This window comes from Flavobacterium sp. (assembly GCF_028712645.1).
Classification (GTDB): Bacteria; Bacteroidota; Bacteroidia; order Flavobacteriales; family Flavobacteriaceae; genus Flavobacterium.
On the sequence record NZ_JAQTPQ010000307.1, the window covers coordinates 1 to 3,777 of the forward strand.

Annotated in this window: 4 protein-coding genes; all 4 read right to left on the reverse strand. The window is 32.5% G+C overall.

Going from position 1 to position 3,777, the window contains the following annotated elements; all coding sequences use genetic code 11:
• Positions 1-729: 3-hydroxyacyl-CoA dehydrogenase family protein (locus PHC28_RS16815; RefSeq protein ID WP_300103318.1), on the reverse strand; the 729-nt coding region annotated here is incomplete at its 3' end.
• A gap of 89 nt (positions 730-818) precedes the next feature.
• On the reverse strand, positions 819-1,250 hold the full coding sequence (locus tag PHC28_RS16820; RefSeq protein WP_300103320.1) for a MarR family transcriptional regulator: 432 nt from the start codon (positions 1,248-1,250) through the stop codon (positions 819-821).
• A gap of 149 nt (positions 1,251-1,399) precedes the next feature.
• The gene (locus PHC28_RS16825; RefSeq protein ID WP_300103322.1) at positions 1,400-3,172 is read right to left on the reverse strand and encodes a long-chain fatty acid--CoA ligase; all 1,773 of its coding nucleotides are present in this window, start codon (positions 3,170-3,172) and stop codon (positions 1,400-1,402) included.
• Between the two features lie 62 nt (positions 3,173-3,234).
• Positions 3,235-3,621, reverse strand: a complete 387-nt coding sequence (gene msrB / locus PHC28_RS16830) for a peptide-methionine (R)-S-oxide reductase MsrB (protein WP_300103324.1) — start codon at positions 3,619-3,621, stop codon at positions 3,235-3,237.
• Between the last annotated feature and the right edge of the window lie 156 nt (positions 3,622-3,777).

Consider the following 3,777-nt stretch of genomic DNA (forward strand, 5'->3'; position numbering starts at 1 on the left):
AATAACAGGTCCAGTTAATTTATCTACCTCTTCGATTGTAAGACCTAATTCTTTAACTAAATGGAATAGGCTTTGGATTCCGTAAATTCCAATTCTATTGCCAATAAAAGCAGGAGTATCTTTGGCAACGACCGAAGTTTTGCCTAAGAATTTTTCTCCATATATAGTAAGGAAGTCCAACACTTCAGTTGAAGTTTGTGGACCAGGAATGATTTCGAATAATTTTAAGTAACGAGCTGGATTGAAAAAGTGAGTTCCACAAAAGTGTTTCTGGAAATCATCACTTCTTCCTTCACTCATAAAATGAATAGGAATTCCCGAAGTATTAGAAGTGATTAAAGTACCAGGCTTGCGGTATTTTTCTATTTGTTCAAATACCAATTTTTTGATATCCAATCGTTCTACAACAACTTCAATAATCCAATCTACGTCAGCAATTTTTGATAAATCATCAGTTGTATTTCCAGTTGTAATTCTACTGGCAAATTTCGGATGATAAATAGGCGAGGGCTTTGATTTTAAAGCATTTTGAAAATGTTCGTTGACCAAGCGGTTGCGAACGATTTTGCTTTCTAATGTCAATCCTTTCTTGATTTCGGCTTCTGTGAGTTCTTTTGGAACAATGTCCAAAAGCAGTACTTCGACCCCAATGTTGGCAAAATGACAAGCAATTCCCGAACCCATAATTCCGGATCCGATTACTGCAACTTTTTTAATAGCTCTTTTCATTTTAAACTGTTTATAGTTTTTTGTTTATGGTTTATAGTTTGCAGTTATTAAATCACAATCTATTTTCTATATTCTATTCTCTTTTTCTTCTAAAAAATCTTCTTTTCTGTAATTAAATTGTTTATGATTTCTGAAGTTTCAATAAAATGTTGAAGTTTTTCTTCGGAAATGTGTTCTTTAATGGTTTCGTTAAACTTCAAAACAGTATTTTTTGATAATTCTCTTTTTTCTTTCCCAAATTCAGTAAGAAAGATAAGAACTCCACGACCATCTTCTGGATTTTTTTCCCGAATAATTAGCCCTTTTTCTTCCATTGATTTTAGGGTTCTGGTTAAGCTAGTGGCTTCCATCCCCATCCTTGGTCCTAAAGTTGTAGATGGTGTTCCGTTGTCTTTATCGATACTCAATAGGACAAAACCGGTTGCCATTGTGGCTCCGTATTTTGCAGCTTCTTCGTTATACATTCTTGCAACAGCTTGCCAAGTTGCTCGAAGGATGTAATCTATCGTTTTGTCTTTCATATTTTACGCAATCGATTTCAAATATATAAAAAAATACTATGCACGCATAATAAATTAAAAATATTTTTTATTTAATTTTTAGAATAAAAAAACTCCACAAAAATTTGAGGAGTTTAAATAAGACTTATTTTAGAATTGTATTGAAAATTCTAACCATATATTTTATGGAATAAATCAATATATTTTTCCATAACAATTTTTCGTCTCAGTTTTAGAGTAGGCGTGAGGTGACCACCATCAATAGACCAAATATCTGGAGTTAATTCGAATCGTTTTATTTTCTCCCAATTTCCAAATTTTTCATTCAAAATATCGACTTCTTCTTGAATACGTTCAATTACTTTTGAGTTGTTAATAATTTCTTCGTTAGTTTTTCCAACACTAATTCCGTGTAATTTTTCCCATTCTCTAACAAATTCAAAATTAGGCTGAATGAATGCCGCTGGCATTTTTTGTCCATCTCCAATGACCATTATTTGCTCAATAAAACGAGATTGCTTCATTGCATTTTCCAATAATTGAGGCGAAATATATTTGCCTCCAGAAGTTTTAAACATTTCCTTCTTTCTATCCGTAATTTTAAGGAAGCCTTCACTGTCAATTTCTCCAATATCTCCAGTGTGAAAATAACCACTGACAATCGCTTCTTTAGTCAAAGCTTCGTCTTTGTAATATCCCATCATTACATTGGGTCCTTTGCAAAGAATTTCTCCGTCTTCGGCAATTTTTATTTCTACGTTATCAATAATTTTGCCTACTGTGCCAATTTGAAAACCGTGGTTTCTCATATCATTTACAGCAATCACGGGTGAAGTTTCGGTTAAACCATAGCCTTCCATTACTGGAATTTCAGCAGCGGCAAAAATTCGGGAAAGTCTTGGTTGTAATGCGGCACTTCCCGAAACCATTAAATCTAGATTACCTCCTAAACCAGTTTTCCATTTGCTGAAGATTAGTTTTCTTGCTATTTTTAATTGAGTTTCATACCAAAATCCATTGGCTCCGTATGGTTTATATCTTAGTCCTAAATTGACAGCCCAAAAGAATAATCTTCTTTTAATTCCGGTTAGTTGCAACCCTTTTGAATAAATCTTGTCATATACTTTTTCAAGAAGTCTTGGCACGACTGTCATTACAGTTGGTTTAACTTCATTTATATTGTCACTTATTTTATCAATTGATTCTCCAAAATATATTGAAACTCCATAATATTGATATAAATACAAAATCATTCTTTCGAAAATATGGCAAATAGGCAAGAAGCTCATTGCTCGACTTTTTCCTTTTTCAAAAGGAATTCTCGAAGCACTATCCAAGACATTGGAGACTATGTTTTTATGAGAGAGCATAACTCCTTTTGGTTTTCCTGTTGTTCCAGAAGTATATATTATGGTAGCTAAATCTTCGGCTTTTACGTTGTTTTTCCTTTCTTCAACAAGATTTTGATTGATTTGATCTTCTCCAAGAACAAGTAATTCTTTCCAATTTTTACACCCTTTGATTTCGTTGAAAGAAAAAATATCTTTTAAGTTGGGAACATTATGCTTAATTAAATTTACTTTTCTCAATACTTCTTCATCCGAAACAAAACAATAAATAGCACCTGAATGATTCAATATATATTCATAATCATCTTCTGAAATTGTTGGATAAATTGGTATATTTTGTGCACCAGTTTGCAAAATTCCAATATCCATAATATTCCATTCGGTTCTATTATTGGTTGATATTATGGCAATTTTATCGTTTTTTTGAATTCCCATTCGAAGTAATGCCCTCGAAATGGTATTTGCTTTATCAATATATTCTTGCGTCGAAGTTTTTACCCAAACTCCATCTTGCTTTGTGACAAGAGCATCAAGTAAATTTTGTTTATCTAGTTGGTAATAAGGAAAGTCGAATAATCTTGTAATCTTGGTCATTCTAAATATGGGGTTAATTTTTATGCAAATTAATAAAAAATACCAAGAATTACAATTTTTGATTATTTAAAGTCAACAGAAAGAGAATTTACACAATATCTTACACCAGTTTTTGTTGGACCATCATTGAAAACATGACCTAAATGTCCTCCACAATTAGCACATACAATTTCGGTACGAATCATGCCATGTGTGTTGTCTTTTATATATTGTACTTTTCCTGGAATTGATTCGTCGAAAGATGGCCAGCCACAATGTGCATTAAATTTTGAATTGCTTTCAAATAGCGGTTCTTTGCATCCACCGCAAACATAAGTCCCGTTTTCGGCATGAAGGTTATAAGTTCCAGAGTGTGGGGATTCTGTTCCTTTTTGTCGAAGGATTCTATATTTTTCTTCGCCAAGCTCCATTTTCCATTGGGCTTCGGTTTTTTCTACTGGATATTTCATATGTATATAATATTTTTTTTATTGGAATATGGTATATTTATGAGTAAACCTTTATTCGTGTTCATGATTTAGTTATCATAATTATTTTTTTGGAATGAATAAGATTGAAACCGAATTTGTACAAAAACGTTTTCCTGTTGTTTCTGCTGGACCGTC